The organism is Rhodococcus sp. P4_B6 (genome assembly GCF_056402215.1).
Genome location: NZ_JBFUHV010000146.1, coordinates 1 through 23,011, shown reverse-complemented (window position 1 = coordinate 23,011; position 23,011 = coordinate 1). Strand labels below are relative to the sequence as shown.

Below are 23,011 nucleotides of genomic sequence, written 5' to 3'. Positions count from 1 at the left end.
CGTCAACAGCGACGTCGTCCGGCTCTACACCCAGTTCGCGAAGGACACCGGGGTCCGACTCACCTACTTCGTCAACGGCCAATACGACTCGTGGACCGACAACGCCGTACTCCTGCGGCCTCTCGTCGAGAGTGGTCAGATCCAGCTGGGCAACCACACCTGGTCCCACCCGGACCTGACGACCGTATCGAAGAGTCGGATCGCCGACGAACTGACCAAGAACCACACGTTCCTGACGAACACCTACGGCGTCGACGCCGCACCGTACTTCCGGCCGCCGTACGGAAAACACAATGCCGCCGTTGATTCCGTGGCCGCCGACCTCGGCTACACGGTGCCGACGCTGTGGTACGGCTCGTTGTCGGATTCCTCGCTGATCACCGAGGACTACATCGTGAAGATGGCCACCCAGTACTTCACGCCGCAGGCAATCGTCATCGGGCATCTCAACTATCTGCCGGTCACCCACGTCTACCCGAAACTCGTCGAGATCATCCGGAACCGGAACCTGCGCACCGTCACCCTCAATGACGTGTTCAAAAAGCCATAACGCCCACGGTCGCGAGCCCGAACCTATTCGGTGTGCGCGGCCGCCAGCGCCAACCCCACGCCGGCGTTGTGTCGTGCCACGCAGCAGGACCTGCGTGGTTGGTTCGTAGCGTGGATTGGTGTTGATGAGGTGATTGTCGGGACGTCGCCAGCGGGATGCGAATACCGTCCATCAACGACCACTTCTCCGGACTCAGGAGACTCGCAGCGTCGGTCCGGTATTCCGTCGTTGCCGACTACAGCCGACCTCGGTCCCGAGGTCAGGGCGTGGGTGYGCGKTCGAGGAGGGCGGGATGGCTTCCGGTTCCGGTGGGCACCGGATAGTAGGTGTGGTGGGTGCTCTCGTCGACCGCGACGACGTGTGCGCCGTCGGCGAGGTGCCCGGACCCGATCGCGGTGAGGTGTCCGCCCTGCTGGTCGAACACACTGACGGTGCCGCTCTCGGCGGCGACGTAGAGGCGGTGCGCGCCTTGGTCGTAGGCGAGGACATCGGGTCGTGTGCCGACCCCGGCGGTACCGGTGACTTGCCAGTTCGTGAGGTCGACGGTGAGTAGGGTGGCGTTGTCGTCGCAGGCGACGAACGCGAGCCGCGCTTGCGGGTCGAGGGCGAGCCCGTGGTCGTGGCGGCAGCCGGGCAACGGGATCCGGCGGGTAACGGTGAGTGTTTCGGGGTCGATGGCGGCCAGATCGTCTCGGCCCTGCACGGCGACCAGCATCTGGTCGGCGACCGGATCGTAGACGACGTTCCCGACGTCGTCGCCGAGGTCCACGGTGCCGCGCACCTGCGCGGTGGCGGCGTCGATGACCGTTTCGGTGCCGCCGGATTCGTTGGTGGTCCACACTGCACCGCGTTCCGGGTCGTACGCGATCCCGTCCGGGTAGTCACCGGTGGGGGCCTGCCCGAGCACGGCGGCGGTGTCTTCGTCGAGGATGACCAGGCGGTTGTCGCCGGTGGCGGTGACGTACACCCGGCGCAGCTCGGGCACGACGAGGACGCCGTGCGCCTGGGACAGGTTCGGGATCGTCCGGACGACCTGCCGGCTATGAATATCGACTTCGATGACCTCGCTGGCACCGAGGTGTGCAATGAACAGCAGTCCCCGCTCGGGGTCGAGACTGGCGTAGTCGAAGCGTGAATTGTCTCCGGGGAGGGCAATTTCCGCGACCGAATGCAGCGGCAGCGGGCGACTGTCCGGCGACGATGGCTCGGAGGAACAGGCGCAGATCAGGGTCGATGCCATCATGAGTGCGGGCAGCAGCCGGGCTGGTCTCGGGCCGTGCCGGTCACCGGTGCGGGTGTCCATCCGGCTCCTGTCTGCTCTGGATGGTCAGGTTCCGGGCGTGACGTCGGAGATCGCCTCGCACATCGTGGTAGCCAGGGTGAGGCTGTCGCCGACGGATGAGAAGTGCGGGGAGAACGGGCGGGGCTGGTCGTCGAGGATGTGGTTGTGGGCCTCGACGACGTCGAGGCCGCCGCTGCGCAGTGTGTCGATCACGTCTGGGATCTCGTTGCCGGTCATGAGGTTTCCGGTCATGACGATGTCGCCGTTGATCGGGGCCTGACCGCCGACGGCGGGTTGGACGGCGGCGGGACCGGCACGGATCGCCGGAACCTACAGCTGCTGATCGTCGATTCTCGACGCACCGTACGCCCACGTTTACTCACCGTACTCGCACGTTGCGCCCACGTGTACTCGCGGAACGCGCCGGACCCACACGATCACTGTGGGTAGACGAGTGAGACCGACGATGCGGCGAGCGTCTCGGATGCACGGCAGTCGCTCGGTCGGCGTTACGGGGCTGAGCCGGTGGGGGAGACGGCGTCGCTCCAGGCGGCGCGCGAACCCGATTCGCCGATGCGGTAGACCTGATCGATGCTCCCGGCTGCCACGACGAGCGCCAGGACGGCGACGAGCAGCGTGAGCGGACGCGACGGGTCCGTCTTGTGTTCGCGAAGATGGACCGCTGCGATGGCCAGAGCGACCAGGAGGAGGGTGGCCGAGCAGTAGATCATCGTATCGCCCTGCTCGGTGTGGGTGTGTGCGGTAGCCGACCGATCGAGATGTTTCTGGAGCCGTTCCCTGGATTCGGTGGTCGCTGAGTCCCGCGAGGGAATGGCGAGGGTCAATTTGTGCAATGACAGGGCGACCTGGGAAAACGGGTGGATCGTCGCGTGCGGGGTGGCGCGACCGGCGCCGGTCGGTGGGCGATGCGGCACCCGATCGCTGAGGGCGATAATCGAGAGCGACAATGTGGGTATGCGAATGTCGCAGGGCCCGCGTTGGGGTGGTGGACACGGTGGATCGAGGGCGATCCGTCGGTTCGCCGTGATCTGGATTTTCACCGCCGCCGAGCGCACGGCGGACTCCGTCGCCTTTCGGGTCATGCCGTTCTGGCCGATCATCGTCGCCGGAGTGGCGATCGTGGTGCTGCTGTGGGGTGCGTACGCGCTCATGCGGAGGCGGTGACCGATGAGCTGCTCGTCGCAGCGAGGAGGGGTTCTGCGGCTCGTCCGGCTCGGGTCGGATGCTCGATCGGTGTGATCGCCTTGTCCGGGTTTCGAACGTCGTGGCCGACTGGAAGCGGCTCGTGGGGTGTGCGGTGGGGACGGACCGCTCCCTGCGCCTGGTGTTCACCTGTCTGCCGGAGGCCGACGGGTTTTTTTCCCAGCCTCCCACCCGCTGATGGTGCATAGGGCCCGTCTTCCCGGGTAGGTCCCGAGCACCTGACGCGTACCACCATGGACCCCTCGCGCGTGGATGCGAGGTGGCGGAAACGAAGGCCGGCCCGCGCTGGCCCTCTGTTACGGGGCGGTGATGGTGGCGGAACCGGTTGGCACCGAGACGGTGCGGGCGACGCGGCGTCATTCGAGGTGCGGTCAGACCCGGGCCCGTAGGAGCAGTTCCGGCGGCCTGCGCGGAGCGTAGGGTGAATCGCGTCGTCGTTCAGGGGTGTAGAAGCGGTCTACGTGAACGACCCCCGCTGCCACGTCCGGGGAGGTGTCCGGCGGGGCCGAGATGCCACGTATCGGTTGCGACGAGCTGCGGCACGAGGTGAATCCTACTCACGGGCAACGGTGTGCACGATCAGCGCGACGTATTCTCAGATAAGTCCAACGTATCAGCATTTTCTCAGCAGCGGACGGTCATACACCGCGCAACACACCCGATTTCAGTGGTGCTGACCAATTTCAGACGGCTCGTGCATGCTCTCGATCTCGCCTATTCGGTGCGATCGCCGGCAGAATCATTATCATCCTCGTCGGTCTGCCGCTGGGGGTGTTCCCTGCCCGCCGAGTGGACCTGGCGGAACACCCCGGGACGCTATCGACGCAGTTACGGCCGTGGCGGAGGATTCCTGCTCGGGGTCGTCGTGGGGTGCGCGGCCGAGCTGATCGAGGAGACATCGAGGCGACGGTTGCCCTCGGTGGCCGACGGGCTCCGGCGGACGTTCATCGTCAGGCTCGCCGTCGCAGGCGGCTCTCCGCGGCCGCCTGCGACTGTCTCGCGACTAGTTGAGTTTCTGCGGCACACCGTACGTGGTGACGGTGTCACCGCTGGAAGTCACGGCGGTGGCGTACGGCCGGATGGTGACCGCACCGAGCGCACCGGAAATGGAGCCATGGACACCCTGCATGCGCACCGACGCCGACGGTCCGTCGAACGACTGGTTTTCCAGCAGCGGGACGGTGGTGATGCCGCCCGGTGCCAGGTCGATGTCGAGTTCCTGCGACGGGATGATGTCACCGACGAGTCCGACGTTGGTGCCCGCGTTCAGGCTCAGTGATGGATCGGGGAGGATCCCCAGGTTGATCCCGTTGCTCGAACCGATCACGAACCCCAGCCCGGGTGAATTGAGGACGATGGTCGCGCCGGACAATGCGATCGGGTAGCCGATTTGGTAGCCGACGGTGAGCTTGGTGCCCGTGAACTCTGCCGCGTTCGGGCCGGTGATGTTGACCCCGGCGTAACCGTTGTGGAAGAACTCGACACTGGTGGGAACACCGTCCAGCGGCCACCTGATACTGGGTATCACCCTGTAGAACCTCGATCCGATTGCCTCGCGCGTCGACGACGGAGCTGGAATTGTCCACGCCGGCCGAGGCGGTGCCGTTGCCCATGACCATGGCGAGCACGGCGATCCCCGCGACCGCCAAGGCCCGCGTAAACCTCTTGTTCCCAGATCGAGAAGTGCTGATGACCGTCATGACTACCCCATTCAGATTGCACCGCAACAGATACGACAAATCATCCTGAGCGTAGCCACCGCGGCGAAAGGGTGCCGGTATATTGACCGGAAGTTCACATCGACATTTCGTGGTGTGCCCGATGGCGCCTGGACGTGAGGTACTGAGCTGGCGTGATGTCGCCGAACTACTCGATCCTCCTCCGGTTCATCGTGTCGGAGATCCTCCATCTCGGGCGATCCGTAATCCACGGGCACACAGAACCCGATCTTCTTGAATGCTGAGAACCGTGAACGTGACGATTACCTACGCACCGCTGACATGTCGATGTCCAAAGCCAGGGACGGTGAAGGCCTTCCGCCGTAGTGTGGTCAACGCCGCTCGCTCCCATTCTCGGGCGGTCTCGACCCCGTCGGCCGGTACGCATTGCGACCCGCGCTCGGCCGGCGGGGAGGGGCAGCACGGGAACGTCGGTTCACAGCCCAGGGTCACGGGGTCGTCGCACCGCCGCCCTGTCGGATCGAGAGTTGATGATCGTTGAGGGCTTCGGCAGGAGTCCTCCATCCGAATGCCTTCCGAGGCCTGCTGTTGAGCGTCGCGGCACCGGCTTCGAGATCACTCGCAGTGCGCTTTGCCCGGATCGGTACCCCGGGAAGTACGGGCGAAATGGCCCGTTGGTGGACGGTCGCCTCGCCGTGCCGGGGCGTCTCCGAGCGGAATCGTCGAGGAGGGTGGGGCCCCGAGACCAGCAGCGGTGTTCCGATCCCTCGACACATTGACCTCATCGGGTAACACGCGACGGACGGGTGGCGTCGACCGCCGACGATCCGGAATGCTACAGCCCGGACCTGACTCTGAAAATTGTTGCTGCATCACGTCCTGCTTCGTCGCGCCCATGTGGTCCGGAATGTCCGGTGACCGTGGCCCGCTCTCAGCGAATTCTCAACCATCATCGCGTACCGTCATGCAGCCATCTGTGGATATGGCGAAAACCCCTGCCCCACAGCGCTGGAACCGAGCCGCACCGAATTCTCGGGCGGGTGCCGTCCGGGTTGCCGATGGTCACCGCGGCGTCCATGCTGTCCGGGTGTCTGCACTGACCTACCCCCAGTCGATCGTCCTCGGCGCCCTCCAGGGCGTGACCGAACTGTTCCCGATCTCGAGCCTGGGCCACTCGGTCCTGCTGCCCGCGTGGCTCGGCGGCTCATGGGAAACCCTGGTCACCGARGGCGACTCCGACTCCGGTACCCCGTTCCTCGCCTTCATCGTCGCCCTGCACGTCGCGACCGCCGTCGCACTGCTGATCTACTACGCCCGCGACTGGGCGGCAATCATCGGCGCGTTCGTCACCACCGTCCGCACCCGCAGCATCGAGACCTCCACCGAGCGGCTGGCCTGGCTGATCGTCGTGGCCACCATCCCGGTCGGAATCCTGGGTCTGCTCCTCGAACACCCGCTGCGCACCCTGTTCGCCACCCCGCTGGCCGCCGCCATCTTTCTGACGGTTAACGGTGTCGTCCTCGCGGTCGGCGAGGTGCTGCGACGGCGGGCCGCCGCGGCGGTCGAGCCGGTCGTGGTCGGGGCACCCCCGCACGCGGTGTCGGACGAACCGCGGGAGAGGGCCCTGGCCGCCCTGAACTATCGGGAAGCGGCGGGCATCGGGGTGATCCAGAGTCTGGCCCTCCTCGCCGGGATCAGCCGCTCGGGCGTGACCATCGTCGGCGGCCTGCTCCGCGGACTGAGCCACGAGGACGCCGCCAAGTTCGCCTTCCTACTGGCCACCCCGGTCATCCTGGCGGCCGGTGTTCTCAAACTGCCCACCCTCGCCGGCCCGCAGGGCGACGGCATGCACGGGCAGATCCTGGTCGGGGCGCTCGTCGCCGGTGTCGCCGCGTACCTGTCGGTGAAGTTCCTCACCCGCTACTTCACGACCAGGACGTTGACCCCGTTCGCCGTCTACTGCCTGGTCGCCGGGGTCCTGTCGATCATCCGATTCGCCTGACTCAACCAGTCCGGGCGTCGCCACTGAACCCAGGCCTGTTCGGCGTATCGGAGGGTGTCGGATGCGCAGTGGTTCAGTGGTGAGCGGTGGTCAAGTCGGTGGCGATTGCGGCCTGCGCGGCCACCAGGGGCACCCGACCGGAAAGCCGATCAGTGAGTGGAATGTGTTCTGCACCGTGCCCGTTCCGCATGCTGTCGTCCCGGCGTACCACCTGGAGAATCCTTGGTGGCATTGCACCTGCCCCTGTGCTGCGAAGAAGGCGGGAGCGGTGCACACTTATTCTGATGGACGTCCCCCTCTCGTCAGGACTTCGGTCCTTTCTGCGGGCCGCGTGGATGTATGTTCGGCGGGCGCCGGGGACCTACATCTGGTTGGCGATACTGCTGGTGACCTCGGTGGTGATGAGGTACCTGCCCTCGGACGCCTTGGACGTGGTGCTGGGTAATCGATCGACCAACTTGCATCATCTTGCCGAGGACCCGGTTCGGGTATTGATCTCGAGTGCCTTCTGGCTCGCCGGCGGCGGATGGTTCACCTATTTCATTTCGTTCAACGTCTTCCATGTCCCGGCGGAGCGTTGGCTGGGGACTCTTCGGTGGTTGTGTGTGGTGGTGATCGCGCACGTCGGCGCGACGTACATTAGTGAGGGGGCACTGTACTGGGCGATCCGCCACGGCTACGCCCCCACGTCAGCGGTCGACACCCTCGATTACGGTGTCAGCTACGGATTGGCCGGGGTGATCGCGGTGCTGACGTACCGGATTGCGGCGCCGTGGCGGTACGTCTATGTCGCGGGGGTGCTGGTGTTCTACGCGCTGCCGCTGTTCGTGGATCTGAACTTCACGGCGGTCGGGCACTTCACCTCGGTCCTTCTCGGTCTGGGGTGCTACCCGCTGGTCCGATCACGCAAGGGCACCTGGTCCCCGGTCGATGCGATCCGAAGCGTGCGCAGGATGCGGGGCGATGCGTAGACAGTGTGCCGCGCATCTCACGGGGACCGCCGGACCTCTTCGCCCGTGGCCGACGCGGACGTCACAGGTGAGGTCGTCGAGGACATCACGGCACCGACCGACACTCGGGACCGCGACCAGTGCGTCAATTCCCTGGCGGGCCGACTGTGCGCGACTCAGTTGGCGCTGCGTCGTTCAAGCCGTGGCATGATGCTTCGCGCCTTGCGTGCCGGGCGGCGACCACGTACGCCGCGTATCTCGGCGGCGGGATCGCGGCCGCGGACACCAGTGCGGACATCGCCGCCCAGTGCGCCCGCGCCACCATGCAAAACCGGCCGGTGGTCGGCGAGCCGATCATTCGCATCATCACAATGCCAGCGCTGGGCCGGTGTATGTGTCCTCCCTCCGGCGTCGCGCATGCATGGACCCTGCACCGCGCCTGGCGTGCAGCTGCCTCATTTCACGCACGGTACGTCGGCGCCGGAGAGGCTGGTCAGATCGGTGGGAGCGGGAGCATTCTCGCCCGTGCCGGTGGCTGGTACCGGGGTCATCGGGGCGGGTGGCGTCGTGGTGCCGGTGGGCGCAGATGATGTCGAGGTGGGGACGGACAGAGCGGCTGGCACTGTGAAGTCGGTTCCGACGGTCAGTCGCACCGTGTGAGCTGGGAGGTCGGTGCGCGCGACCGCTGCAAGTCCGGTGATCTCGCCGAGCTGCTGCGCGGGTTGTTCAGCGCCGGAGCCGTATTCGAGGGTGGAGGCGGGGTGCACCGCGCCCGTGGTCGCTGAGCCTTGGGTGAATCCGCGCGCGGAGAGGTCTGCTTCGAACTGCGCAGCCAACCCGGTCCGGCCGCTGGAATTGACGATGTCGAGCACTGTCCCCTCGGCGCCGTCGACAGGGCCCGTTCTGGTGGGCGTGGGGGTGGATTCGATATGTGTCGATCCGGAAGTGGATCCATGTCCGAGCAGTTGCGCGACGGTGGTGTGGATTGCGGAGAGATCGACGATGTTGACGTCCTCACCGTTGTCGTTCTGCCCGAAATGATCGATGGGAAGGGTGTAGAACGCGATGTTGCCGCCGGTGAGTTTGCTGGCCGTCGTCGCGAACGAGGCCACATCGGGGTCACTGTCGACGGCGATGTTCTGCTTCGCGACATCGAGGATTCCCTGCAGCTTGCTCATGCTGGTCAGTGTCCCGTTCTGCTGCAATTTCCTCGACAGCGAGACGATGAATGCCTGCTGTCGGCGGTCCCGATCCAGGTCGGTGAAGTTCAGATCGGTGTTCGGGTCGCGTCGTTGCCGCACGAATGCCACCGCCTGCGCGGCATCGATTTCCTGTACACCTTGATGGAATTTCGCCCCGGAATAGCTGTCGGAAGTATCTTCGTTCAGGCACACCTCGATCGGTTGCACCACCTGTGCGATCTGGAAGAAGGCGACCAACGTCACTTCGACGAAGTGGTCGATCGGCACGCCACCGAGGAACTTTCTGACGGTGGCGATCTCGGCCCTCCGCCCCGCGTCGCGGGATTGCTGTTCGAGTTGCGTCGCATCCGTCACGCCGCGTGCCGACATCGCTTTGCGGGCGGTGTCGGCCGCCTCCCCGTACGCCTGTTTGATCTTGCCGGTGCATGGATTGGCTGTGCACCCGGCCAAATCGACGTAGTCGTCGCGGGGAATCGAAATTGCGGTTGCCTTCGAACCGTCGCCCGGGATATGCAGCAAGATCAACACGTTGGCGTTGTAGCCGCCGACGCTGTCGTCACCGGCGTGCAGTGCATCGTAGATGTCGGCCGGAAGTGGCTGCCCCTTTTCATCCAGCCTGCTGTCGAGGCCCATCACCAGAATGTTCTGATCGCTACCGCTGGAGGTGGGCTCCCCGACAAGCGCCCCGGACTGGGTCAGCCCGGCGGCGACGCCGTGATAGACATGCCATCCAAGGCCGGTGACAACCAGGACCGCGCCCGACAGGACCGCGGACAGGACCCGCAGGCCGGTCACCGCACTACGGCTGCGTCGGCTCAGATGCGGTTGCCGCAGGGCGTGACGCGGCGCCGGATTCCGTCGTGTCTGACCTGCCACCGTCCCGAACCTCCGAATGTGTCATCCGACCTGCATGGGAATCGTGGCCACCGAACCCAGGGGTTACATCGAACCATCCGCGGTGCCCGCGGTCCGCGCCGCCTCGCCCAGGCAATCGGCAGCCCAACGGTGATCCGCCGAATAGTAAAGCCATTCGGTAAGCGCCGGTGCATCGACCTCGCGCATCCTCCACCGGCCCCGCATTTGTCCCGAGCCCGGTACAGGTGTGCCGAAACGGGGTCGCCGGTCGCGAGCGCGCTGACGTACCCTCGCCAGCCCCCAGGTCTTTACGGACAAGCCCGGCCGTGCCGTGGACCGTCAGTACGCAACCAGAGGTTGAGTAAGGGGAGAGGGCAAAGCCTTCACCATCCGCTCCATCCCCGACATCCGTCGGGTCGTGGAATCTATGGAAGTCGTAGCGGGTCAGGACGTTGTAGATATCGGGCGGATTACGGGCCGAAGAAGGGGGCCTTTCGGCGGCAGGATCAGAAGTAGCACCGACGGCCCACCGGGAACCTTAAAAATCATGGGTCAGCCATACATTCGGATTCGGCGAGCGGCTGGTCGAACGGCAAGATACTCGGGGGTGAGGTTGCCCAACCCCCTACGGCCGCGTTCGCCGAGAAGCTGGTGCAGGTCTGTGGGACCGAGTTCTCAGAGTTTCTTCAGACGCGATTACCGTGATCTGAAGGTATGCCTCCTAGCCTTCCAGTGTGCGGCCGAGGGCCGGATGTTCCACCAAGACGGGAGTGCGGAGATGGCACGGATGAACAGGATTGCTCGGCGGGCAGCGGTCATCGCAGTGGGAGTATGCGCTGTAGGGGCGGTGACGATCTCCGCAGCTCAGGCGGCACCGACCTCCCACCTCGACGACAGGACGAAACCGGCCACCGTGTGCACGGTGGGCCAGATCGCCGCCGCCCGCGCCGACAGTGCCCCGAAGGTGTCGGCGTATCTGCAGGCGCACCCCGATGTCGACCAGGAACTGACCGCTCTGCGCGGGGAACCGAAGGACCACCGCAAAGAGGATGCCAAGGCGTACTTCGGTGCACACCCCGATGTCGCTGCCGCGTTGAAGGACGCCCGGTCGGCCGAACACGCTCTGCGCCAGCAGTGCCGGATGCGATAGCCCCGACGTGGATGATCGGCGGCAAGATTGTCGGGTATGAGCGCTGATCCGAGGATCTTGATGGTGGACGATGACCCCGATGTCCGGCATTCGGTGGGCCGCGGCCTGCGGATGTCGGGGTTCACAGTCGACACCGCTGTGGATGGTCGGGATGCGCTGCGTCAGGTCGCCGCGGATCCCCCGGACGCGGTGGTGCTCGACATCCAGATGCCCGGCCTCGACGGCGTCGCAGTGGTCACCGCGTTGCGGGCGATGGGCAACGAGGTGCCCATCTGTGTGCTCAGCGCCTTGGACACCGTCAACGATCGGGTCGCCGGCCTCGAGGCGGGCGCCGACGACTACCTGATCAAACCGTTCGACATCGCCGAACTGGTGGCCCGGCTGCGTGCGCTGCTGCGCAGGGGCACAATGCTCCAGCATCGCGGCAGCGCGCGCACGATCGGTTCCGTGCATCTCGACCCGGCCAGTCGGCTCGTCTTCGTCGACGGCGTCCGGGTCGATCTGACCAAGCGGGAGTTCGAATTGCTCGCCGTGCTCAGTGAGAACATCGGCGTCGTCATCACGCGGGAGCGGTTGATGGAGCAGGTTTGGGGATACGACTTCACCGCCGACACCAACGTCGTCGACGTGTTCATCAGCTACCTCCGCAAGAAACTCGAGGCCGGAGGCGCCGCCCGGGTGGTCCAGACCGTGCGCGGTGTCGGGTTCGTCGTCCGCGAGGAGCCGACGCGGTGACGAGGCCGCAGCGTTCGTTATCGGTGAGGGCCCGGGTCGCGTGGGCCGCCGGGCTCGCGGCCGCGCTCGTCGTGCTGGTCGGAGCCGGGGCGTCCGCGGTGACCTGGGTGAACAACGAGTATCAGCAACGCGACCGCCGGGTCGACGCGGTGGCACAGGCGTTGGCGAGTGCCGGTAATCCGATCAGCCGCGGGCAGGGGTACGTCGCGACCCTGCGATCCGGCGACACTGTCCTCGAGTCGACACCGGTGACCCTGCCACCGGCCCCGGCCGGGTTGACCACCGAAGTGGTTCGCGGGGTCACCTACCGGGTGCGCACCGTTCCGGCGGACCGTACTGACGGCGCGCTGCTGTCGGTGGGAGTTCGCGACAACCCCACCAGCGCTCTGGTCGGCCCGCCGGCCCGCCGGTTTGCGCTCGCCGGAGCTGCGGCCGTGGCGTTGGCTGCGGTGCTGGGCTGGGTGTTCGCGGGTCGGGCGGTGCGCCCGCTGCGCCAACTGATCGCTCAGACACGCACTCTGACGTCGAACACCTACCCCACGCCTCCCCGGGTGCGCGGCGCCGCCGAGGCCGAGGAACTCTCCGACGCGATCACCGATATGTGGGCGCGCATGACAGCAGCGCAGGACCGCACCCGGATCGCCTTGGACTCGGCCCGCGGATTCGCTGCCGCCGCCGCCCACGAACTCCGMACCCCGCTCACCGCGATGCGCACCGATCTGGACATGCTGCGCACCCACCAGCTTCCGCAACGCGACCTCGACGAGATCGTGGGCGACCTGATCCGCACCCAACGCCGCGTCGAATCGACCGTCACCGCGCTCGGCCAGCTCGCCGCCGGCGAGCTGATGCGGCCGGAAGATCGCATCTCCTTCGACGTCACCGAATTGCTCGATCGAGTGGCACGGGAGTGCGCACGCACCGACCCGAACGTACGTGTCACGATCCGCGGCGACGAGCCCATTTACGTCACCGGATGGCCCGACGGAATCCGGCTCGCAGTCGACAATCTGATACGCAATGCGATTACGCACGGGCGGGCCACGGAAATCGAGTTATCTGCCGCCCCTTCCGGATCGGTCGAGCACGGGCATCTGCTCGAGCTGCGCGTCGACGACAACGGTGTGGGCCTTCCCGTCAGCGAGCGTCAACGAGTCCTGCGCCGGTTCGAACGAGGACCCCATCCGCAAGTCGGCGGTTCCGGGCTCGGACTCGCCCTCGTCGCACAACAGGCCTCCCTCCACGGCGGCACCATCACCCTCTCCGGCAGCGCCCTCGGCGGTCTCCGCGCCCTTTTGACCATCACTCCGTAACGACAACCCACTGCACATCCCATTGAGCTCGCGGCGTGGTGCCCGACCGACGATGCGCTGGTCCAGTGTTCTCGGACCGTGCGCAGTCGCTTCGACGATGCCGTCCGGTATGCGGCCGCCACCGTCCACGCCGACGTGTCCAGGAAGGGCAATCGCGCACCGATTCGCCGTGACCGATGACGGCCCCGGCATCGCCGAAAGGGATCGGGAAACGGGTAGTCGAACGGTTTGTGAGCCTCGAACACGCGCGGGGACGAGCGACGGGCGGTTCCTGCCTGAACTTTGGCTATTTCCTCGGAAGAGGCTGCGGCACAGCGAGTATCCGCTCGCATTGCCGACAGCGGGGCGGGGTTGCGGAAGTGGTGGTCATCGTTCCGGTGGGTGGGCCTCGGGGGCGGTGAGTCGGCGGTGGGCTGATAACCGATCAGGCGGCTCGGTCAGCGGGCAGGAGCGAGATCGCGCTCGCGGGCCCGGTCCACCAACTCGCCGACAATTCGGGAGAGTTGCCCGATCTGCTCTATGACGTCCGACGACAGTGCCTGGCGTTCGCTGTCACTGAGCGTCGGCACTGCGTTGTCGCTGGCCATGATCAGAAGTTCGAGGTTGGTGCGCAGCGCGGTCAGCGGGGCGAACAGGTCGCGGCCGGCGTCGACGATCAAGGCCCGCTGATGGTCACGGGAGTGGGTCAACGCCTCGAGCATCAGGTTGAAACTTCGGGTGAACTGGGCGAGTTCGTCGTGACCGTGCACGGGTATCGGCTGGAGTTCCTGGGTGCGGGCGATTCGTTCGGTGGCGAGCACGAGCCGGCGCACCGGCCGCAACCCCGTGCTGATCGCGGCCGAAGCCGCAAACACCGACAGGACGATGATCAGGGCGCCCAGCGAGGACAGCGCGAGCAGGAGCTTGCTCAGCATCTGCTTGCTCGGTTGCAGGGACTCGGCGACGACCAGGGTCTGCCCGTTGGGCAGTTTCCGGGCAAGCACCTGATAGCCCGCGAGTTCCCGGCTGGTGCCGGATCCGTGGCCCTGCGCCACCGCCATCTCCGGGCCGGTTCGCAACGCGTCCCTGTCGTCGAAGGGAGCGTCGTGGGTGCCCGCGGTGATCACATCTCCGGCCTCGGTGATCAACGCGACCTTGAGCGTTTGTGATCCCCCGAGCCCGAAGAACGCCAGCGGGGCACCCGAGGCCGCGCTGGCGGCGAGTGCATCGACGTTGGCGCTGAGCCGGTCGTTGACCTGAGCACGCAGGGACTGCTCGGTCACGAAGTAGATCGCCACGACGGACACGAAGACCGCGGCCGCGGCCAGCGACGCGGTCAGCAGATTCACCCGGGCCCGCAGCGACATACCGCGCTTCCTCATTCCCATGATCATCGGGAAAGGCCCCCGAATGCGAGCGGGTTCGACCGTATGCGACTGGCGGTCCAACATCGGCCGAGTATGCCGCAGCGGCCTGAGATGCCGCTGAGAAGGCCGATGCCGGCAGGGTCGGTCAACGGCGCTGTTGTTCGCGGTAGGGCATTATCCGAATTGACCGGCTGATCGGGGCCGAGGTAGCAGCAACGTCGTGCCGAATGATTCATCTCCGTCGTGACGATCACCATCAGCCGACACCCTGCTGCAGGGGACGACTGCGACCTGCGGCGGTGGCGTTCCCTCCGGACAAGTAGCCGAACAACAGCATCGAGCGAGCCAGGGCCATTCTCGCCGGGTAAGACGCCGGTGAGGAGGTCGGTGGTCTTTCGCCGATCCGCATCAACGGCATCTGCGTTCGACCCCATTCCGGCAGGCGGGGGTCAAACGCGAATTCGAGTAGTTGTTGCAACACTCGCGGTTCGTGGTGCCAGACCCTTTACGAAAAGCTGTGCTGGCGTTCGCCAGTCGAGGTTCCTTCGTGGTCGCTTTGTTCAGGTGCTCCTCTACTTCGCGCGGCACCTCGGGCGGCGTTGCGAGTGTCGTCGGTGCCCGTTGTCGGGCACATCGTCTTCACGGCTGGCGTGTGGGTGGCGTGTTGAGTCCGATTGTGTCGGGCTCGTCCTGGGACGGGGATTGGCTGAATCCATCGCGCAGCGAGTCATAGATGGCCAGCCCCTGCCCGACCAGGCCGGTTGCTATTTCACCGAGGCCGTCGGCTCCGTTGAGTACTGTCAGATTCGCCCCAGACAGGCCCTGGGCGGCCTGTTTGACGATTTCGGGTAACTGGTCGATCAGAATCCGGTCCAGGGCCACCCGGTTGTGTGAGGCGGCCGCTTCGGCTTGGATCTTCATCTTCTCGGCGTCGGCGACCGCCAGGATCCGGACGCGTTCGGCTTCGGCCTCGGCGGGCTTGACGACCTCCGAGATCAGCTCCTGCTGACGTAACTCGGCGGCACGCTGGGCAAGCTCGGTCCGCATGGCGAGCACCTCTCGTTGGGCTTGCGCCTCGGCGAGTGGTCCCGCCTGTGCGGCCACAGCTTGTGCCTTGTCGACCTCGGCCTTGTACTGAGCCCGCACGATCGCGGTCTGCCGAGCGAATTCGGCCTGGTTTCGTTGTGATTCCTGCTCGGCCTCGGCGGCCGCCTGATTGGCTTTGGCCTGGGCGATCTGAGCCTGCTGTTGAATGGCCGCGTTGTGCGGTGCGGACATCGCGAGGATGTAGCCGAGTGCACCGTCGTCGATGGACTGGATCTGCAGGGCATCGACGGTCAGTCCGATCTTGATCATTTCCTCCTTGGACCCGTCGAGTACCTCCGAAGCCAGCTTCTGTCGTTCTTTGATGATCTGCTCGACGGTCATCGACCCGATGATCGACCGCAGGTGACCGGCGAAGATTCGCCCGGTCAGGACCGACATCTGACTTTGGTCCGACAGGAATCGTTGCCCGGCGCTGACGATGCTTTCGCTGTCGTTGCCGACCTTGAAGGCGATGACGGCACGCACGTTCAGGGTGATTCCCTGCTGGGTGACGCATCGTTCCTCGACCTCGGCCTCGCACATTGCCAACGTGAGGAACCGGACCTTGCGGAACAACGGCATGATGAAGGCGCCGTGACCGGTCACCACGCGGAACGGCGCGTCGCCTTCGGGTCGGCCCCCGGAGACCAGCATCGCCTCGTCCGGTGCGGGAACTTTGTAGCCGAACATGTTGGACTCCTTTGCCGATCCGCTGTGTGTGTCGATGAGGCTTGTCAGAAATCCACACCGGGCCAGGGTTCCACCTGAACCGTCCGGGAGCCGCGAACATCTATCACCAGTACCTCGGTGCCCTTCGGCAGGGGCTGGTCCGACCATGCCAGGTAGGCCTCCTTCGACCCCCGCACCTGCAGCAGGACCTCACCGGCCCCCGCGATACCGCGGGTCGCCACGGTCAACGACCCGATGGAGCCGATCAGCGAAACCTCATCCACCCTTCGAATGCTCCTCCAGCAGACCCTGCCGCGCATCCTCGCTCCACCGGGGCAGGTGCATAGTGCGCGAGTGGCGTCGCGGTGGCGGGGAGAAACCACCGTGTTCCGGCAGTTGGAGGCGGCGAGACGACCGCCAATACCGACGCGGACGTCGACTTCGCTGTCGGCCGACGGCGGTCAGGTCCGTATCCGTCACGTATCGCGTGGAACCCGGGGGATCGGGTATCCGCCCTGAATGGAAATCGTCGGGATACTCATTCTGGTCGGGGTCGTCGCCTACGTCCTGTACGTGAAACAGGGTGGAAAGAAGGGGCCATCGGAACCCCTTTAGATCCACCCAAGTGGAAGGCAGAGCCCGATATTTGAACCGGTCCTATCGCTCGTGCCGGTTCCTATCGCTGCCAGCGTGGCCCTGCCGCGCACCTGCTCAACGATGAGGCCGCCGGGGTCCGTGCGGCCGGTCTGCGCCGACATGCAGCCGCCATCCCCGGCGAGGACGCGCGTCACAGTCTCGGTGGCCGGTGAGGCGGCCGGGAAGGGCGTCAGGTTTGCGGGCAGGTGCTGGACGACGGCTCGGCGTCGAGGCCGACGTCGGCAACCGGTCACCTGCGTGCCACGCCGCTCGTTGGCCGGCACGAGGTCGGGGCTTCGCCCTCCGTCGCAGAGGGACGCGCCCACTCTTGCACCACACGACGCGAGACCACCGGGACGGGTGGACGACTACCGCATTGGCGGACTGGGCGCACGTCGGCCTCACCCGCGCCCGCGCAGCGGGTATCGGTCGACACCGAGAGGTGAATCGACGCCACACCCCCAGGGGGCTCGCGATCGGTGCCTCTCGTGGACGATGTCCTCCCGGTGGGCCAGCGGGTCTTTTCGAGGCCTGCCTGGCGGCCTCGATCCTCATCGTCGACGACGAGAAGGATCATGACCGAGAAGGGCCATGACACTGTCATGCCGCATTCGTGTCTCGGATCGCCCGGCGAGAGTGGTCTCTCTCCAAAGCTGCTGGAATGCAAATGTATTCACCGTGCATATTCTCGCGTTCGGTGCGCACCACCCTACGCTGCGCACGTTGAGAATTCGCTGAGAGTGACGCGCTATGTCCGCTTTGCGTACTGTGTGGTGCCGGCTACCGACTCGGTCGCCCCTGCGGATCCGGCGTTACTGAGACTCCGCTAAGAATCACGAGTTGTCGGGTTCCGTATGAGATTGCGCTGGAATAGCATTCAGATGCTGTCCATCGATGCAACCGATACCAGGCAGCCCACCGGCCGCCGTTCCTTGGCGAGAGATGACCGGTCGGTGAAAGCGGCTCCTACCGGTGCCAACCCCATTGGGCCGGTGGGAGCTGCCCGCATACCCGATGACACGTGTCCTGCGATAGGCGGCTGTCGACTGGTCCGTATAGTGAGCCGGGTGCCGAAGGCCGTGGGAAGTGCCGTGTCTCGGTGCGTCGGCCCCGAAATTCCCGTGGCATCGACCGCATGGGCATGCTCGAAAATTCGGGCGTGCAGCTGAGGCAAACTCGTCGGACGAAGGCTGCTGCGAGAGGTGCGGGGACCCGCCTACGCCACCGAAACCCATTATCTGCGGATGTATCCGGCACAGCTGCTGCGCGAACTCGAGCATAGTCCGGAGCACCCACGGCATGTGATCACCGTGCGCTCGATGTCCCGGGCGACAGAAGCCGTGCGAGTCCGGTGGCGATCCCCCGGGAGGATTAGATGGCGGGAGCCCGTTCCGAGAGGCGTGAGCGCGCCCACCGGCGAGAGACGAGCGTGGCGACAGGGTGGGTGGCGAAGCCGATGGCGATCGCGGCGAGGTGCCCATAATCGGTGAAGGACTGCCCGTACGACGCAGCCAGGGTCAGATAGCCGATCAGCGCGGTCGCCCAGATCAGCCGGCTGCGGCCGGTGAATTGCATGGTGAACGCGGCCGCCACGGCGTAGAAGCCGTAGCTGGTGCCGACGTCCGCGGTGCGCGCGATATTCACCGCCAGCAAGTTGTGATCGAGCGCCCAGGCGATGCCGGTGACGGTGACCAAGGTTGCCCCGACGTGACCGGCAGCGAAGGTGGCGATCCAGCGGCGGGTGCCGAGCCGACGTTCGGCGGCGACCATCACGAGCAGAAATCCGGCAATCATCAGCCAGGGAAACCCCGTGGAGTCGGTCCAGAACGCGGAGGCGACGAGGACCTGCAACGGGTCGGCACGCATGTTGTGCAGGTTCGTCGATGCGCTGACGATGAGATGATGCGTCAGGCTGGGATCGGTGCCTTGCATGGTCCACCACGTGACCAGCAGCGTGAACAGGTACACCAGCGTCGCGGGTGCGCCGGTGAAGTAACGGCGTGCACGTATGGCAAAAGCGCGGCAGTGCTCCGGCGAGACAAGAGCGATTCCAGGCCTGGCCGTGCCGGGCATGGTGGCGGGCGCGGTCATGTCGAACTCCGTACGGTGGGGGGCCGGTCCAGATTAAGCGTCGACGCTGTGAGGTCGCTGTGAACAACCTGCGAATCGGCGGTAAGCGAACAGCACCCATTATGTAACAGTTATATAACAGAACTGTCACGAATCGGGTACCCTCGATTGGGATCGAAGCTGCCGGGCTCCAGGAATCGTGTGTGCACCCGGCGGCTCCCTCCCCGCGCATTCGCAGGAAGCAGAGTATGACGACGTACGACTATCGACGGGTTGCGGGCGGCATCGTGTGGACCCTTGCCATCGGGTACCTGTTGTCGGAAACCCTGACCGCAGAGGCGTGGAGGACGCCGTACAGCTTCGTCTACAACTCGATCAGCGATCTCGGTGTCACCAACTGCAGCCAGGTGTGTTCACCGCTCCATTCCTTCATGAACCTTTCGTTCGTCGCCATGGGACTGTTGATGACGGTCGGCGCGATTCTGCTGCGCGGGCACCTACCTTCCGGGCGCCTACACGGATGGACGATGACGCTGGCAGTGGTCACCGGATTGAGCACCGCTGCGACGGGACTGTTTCCCACGAACTACGGCCCCATGATCCATCTCGCTGCGGTGTTGCCCGCGTTCGTGGCCCGGCACGTCGTGCTCGGCCTCGTCGCGTGGGGATTGTGGGACCGGAGGCGGTGGACGGCGATCTGGTCGACGGTGTGCGCTCTCGCCGGACTTGCCGGTGGCGTACTTCTTGCCGTTCCGAGTGTGCATTTCGGCGTGACCGAGCGGATCATTCTGTATCCGTTGCCGATCTGGATGGTGGTGACCGGGGCGATGGTGTTGCTGTCGGTGGTCAGGGCGGCGGCATTCTCCGGTCGCACCTCGGTCGGTCCCACCCCATGTGTTAAACCTCGGGTGTTATACAGCTCAGCGCCCCAGTAGGAGTCAATTGGGGGACGAGCGCGGGAATACGCCGTGGCGGGCTCAGCCGGGTCGGCGTCTCAGCGTCGCAGGCGGCTCCGACATCCGACGAGTCGGGACGACTATTGAGGACCGACTCTGCGTGATGAATCGTCGCCCGACTCGGCGATCTACTTCGGGTCGGTCCCGTTGAAGGTATCGCTTTGAACCGGCGACCAAAAATGTCGAACACCCGACCAGTTGTGATGGCTTCCACCGGCCGTGGCGGTTCGTCACGCGGAGCGTGACCAGGCCATCCCGTGTGCCATTGGATTGAGTGATTCGCGGATGGACTCCGTGCACGAGGCGTCACGATCTAGGAATGTCGGAAGTTTCCTTGCCAGATCGCCCAGAAAATGGCCATCGACAACCCCGGGGAAATCACCGAGACGCGGTGCGGTTCCAACGCTGCGGGGCAGTGGGTTTCGCTTTGGCCACAGAGATGGCGGCTGAACGGTACGCGATGATCGTTGACAATTCACTGAGAGCGGCTACGTTACCGGACGTCTCGGACAATTCGTACCGAGAAACTCGAAAAGTCTGCGACACGAATATGTTTCGTCGCATCGTTCACTGTTATCGTGTTCGCAACGGTGATCTGCTCGACATTGTCTGTGCGGGGTGTGGTACCCGATGGGGGTGACGCTTTCCCGGGATCTACAGAAGTCCTGGCTTGGGCCGCCCTCCCCGTCGGTCTGCTCGGATGCCGCGCCCCATCCGGGCAGCGCGATTGCCCGGATGGGGCGCTCGGATTCCGGGCCATTGTTCTGTCCTCTCCTGTCATCTTTTCCCTCATCGGGAACCCCGCCGCCGATACGAGTACCGACACCAACTACTGGTCAAGCGCGCGCCACCCGTGGTTGTCGAATCGCCACCGGGTCCGCCGCACTGCGAGTCGAGCCGGCCCGGTTTGAGTGAGGGGTCGGCACGGGCCGCCCGCGGCCCGCGGTGGCTCCACAAGGGTTTCGCCGGCGTCGGAGGCACGAATGCGTCAGACCCGGCAAGTGAGCCCGGCGGTGGCGCTGTCGTTGTGCGGGCACGCTGTTCGGGTTGTGTTCATGGAGTTGTTCCGGGATCGGTGAGGGCCCGCTCTGGCGGGCGGTTTAGTCTCGGCGCATGTATGCGCGAGCGAATCGTCGGGCGGTGTTGCTGGGGCTGCTCGGCGGGGGTGTGGCTGTTGCGATGCAGAGCTACGTCGACCTCGCCGGTCCCGCGGTCGCTGAGGCGTCGCCGATTCCCGGGGTCCCGGACGGGGTGATCCCCGACGGTTGGCTCCCTGCCCCGCCCCGCCCCTGCCGCCGGATACGGCGGCGATCGCGGCGAAGTATGCGGGTGCCGTACCGCACGAATGGGGTGTCGCTGTCACCGGCACCGCCACCAGGCTCGCGGCGGCGGAGCATCGGATCGCGCTGACCTTCGACGCCTGCGGTGGACCTCAGGGCGATGGCGTCGATGCGGATCTGCTGGGACTGCTCGAACGCGAGAGATTGCCGGCCACCGTGTTCGTGAACGGCCGCTGGATCGATGCGAACCCCGGGCTCACCGCGCAGCTGGCGGGAAACCCACTTGTCGAGCTGGCGAACCACGGCACCCGGCACCTGCCGCTATCGGTGACCGGGAAATCCGCGTACGGCATCGCGGGCACCAGGTCGCCGGCGGAGGTGATCGACGAGGTGTGGGTGAACCACAACCGGCTGCTCGAGATCATGGGCCGGCCGCCGCGGTGGTTCCGCCCCGGCGCGGCGCATTGTGATGAGGTGGCGGCGGCCATCGTCCGGGATCTCGGCGAGCAGGTGATGGGATTCACGGTGAACGGCGATGCGGGGGCCACCCTGCCCGCCGCGAAGGTGCAGGCCGCGGTCACCTCGACGGCGCCCGGTTCAGTGGTGATCATGCACGTCAACCGCCCGGCGGGCGGGACCGCGGAGGGTCTCGCTGCTGCTGTGCCGCAACTGCGTTCGGCGGGCGTCGAGTTCGTCACCCTCAGCGGTGCCGGAAGCCTGGCCTGATCCGACTGTCGGCCGAGCTCTGGGCTTCGGTGCATGGTCGGGGAACGGCGGCGGACTGCTCACCGGGGGCGAGAGTTCCGAGCGATTGCTCGACGATGGCGGCGTTCCCATGGTTCGGGCGTCGGATGCTCGACGACTACCTGGGCACGGTCGCGGCCCGATCCCTGCCGAGCACGGTGCCGGCCACCGCGTACGACTGAAGGTGTTCTTCGTCATGATCGGAAAGTCGCCGGAGGGGTCACTGAGGCGGACATGCCGACGTTCAACGGTTACGGAGGTCATCTCGCCGTGTGGGGTGCCGCGGTGCGGATCGGTGCCGGTGTGGCGGGGTATTCGCGCGGACGATTGTGCGCCGTCAGGCGGCGGTCACCGGGCGGTGCGAGCACCGTGATTGTGGTGCAGTTGGCGTAACGTCGGAACTGGAGGCTGCGGTGAAGTCGAGGGTGTGGACGGGGCCATCCCGGGGGAGGGGGAGATGGGCATGTGGTGGATCCGCGTGCACGTTGTCGCAATCTCCAATTCGCGCTGATTGTTATGGTAGAGAGGGCGTTTCGGATGATTCGTTTCCTTCTTCGGGTCGTGGTCTTTTTGGGGTCGGCGGCGATCGGTTTGCTGGTGGCGCAGTGGCTCCTGCCGGGGGTTTCGATTGCTGCGTCGGGATTTGTCACCGCGGTGGTGGTGTTTGCGGTGGCGCAAAGTGTGCTGTCTCCGTTCATCGGGAAGGTGGTGGCGCAGAACGCGTCGGCGTTTCTCGGTGGTGTCGGGCTCGTGTCGACGTTGGTGGCGTTGGTGATCGCATCGCTGGTCGGTGGTTTGAGTATCGATGGGTGGCGCACGTGGATTCTGGCGACTCTGGTGGTGTGGCTGGTGACCGCGGTGGCCACTCTGGTGCTGCCGTTGGTGGTGTTGCGTAACAAGAAGTCGGGTGCGTGAAGGGACGGCGGGGCGCGTAAGAGGCGATTTCGGGTGTCGTGGACTTCGTGCCGCGGGCGCCTTGCGGCCGTCGGTGCGGGCCTGTGGTGGTGACGGCCCGCCACCGTAGTGTGGTTAGCCTGGATTTTTCGTGCGGGAGCGCGGACCGGGGTGTGCAGATAAGCGAAAGTGCCTGTCCTGCACGGCATAATGGGACTTCTCTAGGGTTCCATAATGCTGACGGGAAGGCACTTCGCAGGTGAAGAGTATCGCAGCGGGTTCACGGGTGAAAGTCTCCGCCGACGGACGGGGCGTGGTGTCGCATGCCGGGGTGGGGATGCTGCGGGAGATGGCGGACCTGACGGGGCTGTCCGCACAGGTCACGGCG

At 65.7% G+C, this 23,011-nt stretch carries 18 protein-coding genes and 2 pseudogenes; 11 read left to right on the top strand and 9 right to left on the bottom strand.

The annotated features are described in order from the left end of the window. On the top strand, positions 1-550 hold a 550-nt coding region (locus AC1DWT_RS39370; protein ID WP_477924760.1), incomplete at its 5' end, for a polysaccharide deacetylase family protein. 259 nt (positions 551-809) lie between these two features. On the opposite strand, the gene AC1DWT_RS39365 is transcribed toward AC1DWT_RS39370, so the two are convergent. The 3 genes from AC1DWT_RS39365 to AC1DWT_RS39355 all read right to left on the bottom strand — a co-directional run bounded on the left by AC1DWT_RS39365 (position 810) and on the right by AC1DWT_RS39355 (position 2,800). After that, positions 810-1,853 carry a YncE family protein gene (locus tag AC1DWT_RS39365; protein WP_477924758.1) on the bottom strand — a complete coding sequence of 348 codons (1,044 nt, stop codon included), beginning with the start codon at positions 1,851-1,853 and terminating at the stop codon, positions 810-812. Between the two features lie 24 nt (positions 1,854-1,877). Continuing rightward, the gene (locus AC1DWT_RS39360) at positions 1,878-2,153 is read right to left on the bottom strand and encodes a DUF1259 domain-containing protein (RefSeq protein WP_206016280.1); all 276 of its coding nucleotides are present in this window, start codon (positions 2,151-2,153) and stop codon (positions 1,878-1,880) included. Positions 2,154-2,341: 188 nt separating this feature from the next. Then, positions 2,342-2,800 carry a hypothetical protein gene (locus AC1DWT_RS39355; RefSeq protein ID WP_206015612.1) on the bottom strand — a complete coding sequence of 153 codons (459 nt, stop codon included), beginning with the start codon at positions 2,798-2,800 and terminating at the stop codon, positions 2,342-2,344. Between the two features lie 7 nt (positions 2,801-2,807). On the opposite strand from AC1DWT_RS39355, the gene AC1DWT_RS39350 reads away from it, so the two are divergent. Further along, complete coding sequence (locus AC1DWT_RS39350) at positions 2,808-3,017, top strand: hypothetical protein (protein WP_206015613.1); 210 nt, start codon at positions 2,808-2,810, stop codon at positions 3,015-3,017. 1,042 nt (positions 3,018-4,059) lie between these two features. Here the strand turns inward: AC1DWT_RS39350 and AC1DWT_RS39345 are convergent. Then, positions 4,060-4,756, bottom strand: a pseudogene (locus AC1DWT_RS39345) (MspA family porin). 1,066 nt (positions 4,757-5,822) lie between these two features. Between AC1DWT_RS39345 and AC1DWT_RS39340 the strand changes: the two are divergent. Further along, on the top strand, positions 5,823-6,737 hold the full coding sequence (locus AC1DWT_RS39340; protein WP_206015614.1) for an undecaprenyl-diphosphate phosphatase: 915 nt from the start codon (positions 5,823-5,825) through the stop codon (positions 6,735-6,737). Between the two features lie 284 nt (positions 6,738-7,021). Beyond that, positions 7,022-7,708, top strand: coding sequence for a rhomboid-like protein (locus AC1DWT_RS39335; RefSeq protein WP_206015615.1), 687 nt, complete (start codon positions 7,022-7,024; stop codon positions 7,706-7,708). A gap of 434 nt (positions 7,709-8,142) precedes the next feature. On the opposite strand, the gene AC1DWT_RS39330 is transcribed toward AC1DWT_RS39335, so the two are convergent. Further along, a complete protein-coding gene (locus tag AC1DWT_RS39330; protein ID WP_241031597.1) occupies positions 8,143-9,765 on the bottom strand; it encodes an LCP family protein in 1,623 nt (540 codons plus the stop codon). A gap of 766 nt (positions 9,766-10,531) precedes the next feature. Between AC1DWT_RS39330 and AC1DWT_RS39325 the strand changes: the two genes are divergently transcribed. The 3 genes from AC1DWT_RS39325 to AC1DWT_RS39315 are packed head-to-tail and all read left to right on the top strand — an operon-like array spanning position 10,532 to position 12,942. Next, on the top strand, positions 10,532-10,894 hold the full coding sequence (locus AC1DWT_RS39325) for a hemophore-related protein (RefSeq protein WP_206015616.1): 363 nt from the start codon (positions 10,532-10,534) through the stop codon (positions 10,892-10,894). 54 nt (positions 10,895-10,948) lie between these two features. Next, positions 10,949-11,629 (top strand): response regulator transcription factor, encoded by a 681-nt coding sequence (locus tag AC1DWT_RS39320; protein ID WP_275957908.1) that lies wholly within the window; start codon positions 10,949-10,951, stop codon positions 11,627-11,629. Then, entirely contained in the window at positions 11,626-12,942 is a 1,317-nt protein-coding gene (locus tag AC1DWT_RS39315) for a sensor histidine kinase (RefSeq protein ID WP_206015618.1), read from the top strand. The genes AC1DWT_RS39320 and AC1DWT_RS39315 overlap by 4 nt, the downstream gene beginning before the upstream one ends. A gap of 437 nt (positions 12,943-13,379) precedes the next feature. Here AC1DWT_RS39315 and AC1DWT_RS39310 read toward each other — a convergent pair whose 3' ends face one another. The 3 genes from AC1DWT_RS39310 to AC1DWT_RS39300 all read right to left on the bottom strand — a co-directional run bounded on the left by AC1DWT_RS39310 (position 13,380) and on the right by AC1DWT_RS39300 (position 16,327). Next, a complete protein-coding gene (locus AC1DWT_RS39310; protein ID WP_206015619.1) occupies positions 13,380-14,303 on the bottom strand; it encodes a HAMP domain-containing protein in 924 nt (307 codons plus the stop codon). 624 nt (positions 14,304-14,927) lie between these two features. After that, positions 14,928-16,064, bottom strand: coding sequence for an SPFH domain-containing protein (locus AC1DWT_RS39305; protein WP_206015620.1), 1,137 nt, complete (start codon positions 16,062-16,064; stop codon positions 14,928-14,930). Between the two features lie 44 nt (positions 16,065-16,108). Next, the gene (locus AC1DWT_RS39300; protein ID WP_206015621.1) at positions 16,109-16,327 is read right to left on the bottom strand and encodes an NfeD family protein; all 219 of its coding nucleotides are present in this window, start codon (positions 16,325-16,327) and stop codon (positions 16,109-16,111) included. A gap of 1,521 nt (positions 16,328-17,848) precedes the next feature. Between AC1DWT_RS39300 and AC1DWT_RS39295 the strand changes: the two are divergent. Further along, positions 17,849-18,019, top strand: a pseudogene (locus AC1DWT_RS39295) (DNA-binding response regulator); the annotation flags it as partial. A gap of 31 nt (positions 18,020-18,050) precedes the next feature. Here the strand turns inward: AC1DWT_RS39295 and AC1DWT_RS39290 are convergent. Further along, a complete protein-coding gene (locus AC1DWT_RS39290; protein ID WP_206015622.1) occupies positions 18,051-18,770 on the bottom strand; it encodes a rhomboid-like protein in 720 nt (239 codons plus the stop codon). Between the two features lie 227 nt (positions 18,771-18,997). On the opposite strand from AC1DWT_RS39290, the gene AC1DWT_RS39285 reads away from it, so the two are divergent. The 3 genes from AC1DWT_RS39285 to AC1DWT_RS39275 all read left to right on the top strand — a co-directional run bounded on the left by AC1DWT_RS39285 (position 18,998) and on the right by AC1DWT_RS39275 (position 22,644). Continuing rightward, on the top strand, positions 18,998-19,684 hold the full coding sequence (locus tag AC1DWT_RS39285) for a DUF998 domain-containing protein (RefSeq protein ID WP_206015623.1): 687 nt from the start codon (positions 18,998-19,000) through the stop codon (positions 19,682-19,684). 1,286 nt (positions 19,685-20,970) lie between these two features. After that, positions 20,971-21,711, top strand: coding sequence for a polysaccharide deacetylase family protein (locus AC1DWT_RS39280; RefSeq protein ID WP_206015624.1), 741 nt, complete (start codon positions 20,971-20,973; stop codon positions 21,709-21,711). Between the two features lie 555 nt (positions 21,712-22,266). Beyond that, positions 22,267-22,644, top strand: coding sequence for a phage holin family protein (locus AC1DWT_RS39275; protein ID WP_206016282.1), 378 nt, complete (start codon positions 22,267-22,269; stop codon positions 22,642-22,644). The last annotated feature ends 367 nt before the right edge of the window (positions 22,645-23,011 follow it).

Excerpts from the sequence above, each read along its gene's own strand:
- AC1DWT_RS39335 (WP_206015615.1), top strand. The coding sequence starts at position 7,022 with ATGGACGTCCCCCTCTCGTCAGGACTTCGGTCCTTTCTGCGGGCCGCG.
- AC1DWT_RS39285 (WP_206015623.1), top strand. The coding sequence starts at position 18,998 with ATGACGACGTACGACTATCGACGGGTTGCGGGCGGCATCGTGTGGACC.
- AC1DWT_RS39350 (WP_206015613.1), top strand. The coding sequence starts at position 2,808 with ATGCGAATGTCGCAGGGCCCGCGTTGGGGTGGTGGACACGGTGGATCG.
- AC1DWT_RS39275 (WP_206016282.1), top strand. The coding sequence starts at position 22,267 with ATGATTCGTTTCCTTCTTCGGGTCGTGGTCTTTTTGGGGTCGGCGGCG.
- AC1DWT_RS39310 (WP_206015619.1), bottom strand. The coding sequence starts at position 14,303 with ATGAGGAAGCGCGGTATGTCGCTGCGGGCCCGGGTGAATCTGCTGACC.
- AC1DWT_RS39290 (WP_206015622.1), bottom strand. The coding sequence starts at position 18,770 with ATGACCGCGCCCGCCACCATGCCCGGCACGGCCAGGCCTGGAATCGCT.
- AC1DWT_RS39325 (WP_206015616.1), top strand. The coding sequence starts at position 10,532 with ATGAACAGGATTGCTCGGCGGGCAGCGGTCATCGCAGTGGGAGTATGC.
- AC1DWT_RS39305 (WP_206015620.1), bottom strand. The coding sequence starts at position 16,064 with ATGTTCGGCTACAAAGTTCCCGCACCGGACGAGGCGATGCTGGTCTCC.